At 73.2% G+C, this 2353-nt stretch carries 2 protein-coding genes; both read left to right on the top strand.

Annotation, left to right across the window (positions count from 1 at the left end; all coding sequences use genetic code 11):
- The coding region (locus E1291_RS41050) for a LytR/AlgR family response regulator transcription factor (RefSeq protein ID WP_131743418.1) at positions 1 to 651 on the top strand (651 nt) is incomplete at its 5' end.
- Between the two features lie 23 nt (positions 652 to 674).
- Positions 675 to 2240 (top strand): outer membrane protein assembly factor BamB family protein, encoded by a 1566-nt coding sequence (locus E1291_RS41055; RefSeq protein ID WP_207401255.1) that lies wholly within the window; start codon positions 675 to 677, stop codon positions 2238 to 2240.
- Positions 2241 to 2353 lie beyond the last annotated feature (113 nt).

A 2353-nucleotide genomic window follows, 5' to 3' on the forward strand; every position in this document is an offset into this window, starting at 1 on the left:
GGCCAGGATCAGGACGAGGGCGGCGAGGCCGAGCGTCTCCGCGAGCTCGGCGTTGTCGAAGTCGATGTGGAGGGGGCCGGACTCGCCGATGAGGAGGCCTCGTCCGAGATCGCCTCACCCGGAACCACCCAGCCCAAAACCACCCCGCCCAAGACCACCTCGCCCGGTACGGCCTTGCCGGGCCCCACCCCCACCACCCCCACCACCCCGCCGACCACGTCCACGCACGCCACACCCCCGCCCGGCTCGGGCTCCTCCGGTACGGGCTCGCCCGGCACCGCCTCGCCCGGTACGGCGGGCGCGGTCGGCGGCGACGTCATCCCGGCCGGGCTCGGCGGGGTCATCCGCTTCGTCCGCCGGGCCGATGTCCGGTACGCCGAGGCTCACGGCGACTACGCGCGCCTCTACACGCCGGACGGGACCCACCTGGTGCGGGTCTCGCTGTCGGCGCTGGAGGAGGCGTGGGGAGACGCCGGTTTCGTCCGTATCCACCGCTCGCACCTGGTCGCGCTCGCGCACGTCGAGGAGATGGTCCTCGAATCGGGCCGGTGCACGCTCCGGGTCGGCGGCGCCCGGCTGACCGTGAGCCGCCGTAACACCGGCGCGCTCCGGGACCGGCTGGTCCGCGACGTCCGGCCCGGCACCTCGTGAAAGGGAGAACGACGATGAACGTCATGAGACGGGGGGTCGCCGCGCTCGCGGCGGCCGCCCTGGTCGTGGTCGCCGCCGGGACCGGCGCGTCCGGCCACCCGCAGCCGGGCGACTGGCCGACCTGGCAGAAGGACCTGGGCGGATCCCGGTTCAACGCCGGCGAACGCCAGATCACCCCGGCCAACGTGGACGGGCTGAAGCTGAAGTGGGCCTACGGGTTCCCCAAGGAGACCGGGGCGCCGCACAGCCAGCCCGCCGTGATCGGCGACACGATCTACTTCGGCGCGCCGAACGGCAAGTACAACGCGCTGGACGCCAAGACCGGCGCGGCGAAGTGGTCGTTCGACCTGTCGACCGTCGGGACCGGCTGGGCACAGGTGCGCGACGGCGCGGCCGTGTCCGGCGGCCACGTGTACTTCGGCGACACCCGCGGGTACCTGTACTCCCTGGACCAGAAGACCGGCAAGCTCGACTGGGCCGAGCGGATCGACGCCTTCCCTGGCGCCACCGTGACCAGCTCGCCCATCGTGTTCGGTGGCCGCGTGTACGTCGGCGTGTCCAGCGGCGAGAACCTGATGGGCAAGGACCACCCGTGCTGTACCTTCCGCGGGCACATCGACGCCCTCGACGTGCGCACCGGCAAGGTCGACTGGCGCTTCTACACCGTCCCCGAGCCGAAGCAGGACGGGACGTGGCCGAACGGCGTGCCGCGGTACGGGCCGTCCGGCGCCGGGGTGTGGAGCACGCCCGTCGTCGACCCGGTGACCCGCACGCTCTACGTGGGCACGGGCCAGAACTACAGCGGCAGCGGCGGTCACTTCGACTCGGTGCTGGCGCTCGACACCGCCACCGGCAAGGAGCGCTGGACGCGGAAGATGACCGACGTCGACACCTGGCGCCGGGAGTGCTCCAGCCCGTCGCCCGAGGACCAGAAGTTCTGCCCCAACCTGCCGGACGGCACGGCCCTGGACTTCGACCTCGGCGCCTCGCCCAACCTGTTCACCGTGGGCAGGCAGCACCTGGTCGGCATCGGCCAGAAGCTCGGCGTCTACCACGTGCTGGACGCCCGCACCGGCAAGATCGTGTGGCAGCGGCAGCTCTCGAAGCCGATGCCCGGCGGCGGGCTGAGCGGCATCCAGTGGGGCAGCAGCTATGACGGCCACCGCCTGTACGTCTCGACGTACATGGGCAACCCGGGCACGCTGTTCGCGCTCGACCCGGCCAACGGCCACGTCATCTGGAACACCCCCGCCCCGGCGGACGGCTGCACCACCGGCGGCGCCGCGCAGTACCCGAAGCTGTGCAAGCTGGGGCACGGCCCCGCGGTGACCACCACGCCCGGCCTGGTGTGGCTGGGCGCGCAGGACGGCAAGTTCCGTGCCTACTCCGCCGAGGACGGCAAGGTGCTGTGGTCCTTCGACACCCTCACCGACATCCCGACCCTCAACACCGGCACCGGCCGCGGCGGCGCGATCGCGGGCGGCGGCGGCGCGGTGGTCGCGCACGGGATGGTCTACGTCCTGACGGGCGACATGTTCACGCCGTACCCGAACGACAAGGGCCCGGTCCTGCTGGCCTTCGGGCGGTGACCTCCGGACCGGCGCACCGGTGACCGGGCGGCCCGCCCTGGGCAAACGCGATCTCGCGGGGGCGGGCCGCCCTCACCGCGGCGCCCGCGCGGCGCCGGCCGGCCGCTCCGGCG

Origin of the sequence: Actinomadura roseirufa, assembly GCF_900659635.1 — a bacterium.
GTDB classification, from domain to species: domain Bacteria; phylum Actinomycetota; class Actinomycetes; order Streptosporangiales; family Streptosporangiaceae; genus Spirillospora; species Spirillospora roseirufa.

Excerpts from the sequence above, each read along its gene's own strand:
- E1291_RS41055 (WP_207401255.1), top strand. The coding sequence starts at position 675 with ATGAGACGGGGGGTCGCCGCGCTCGCGGCGGCCGCCCTGGTCGTGGTC.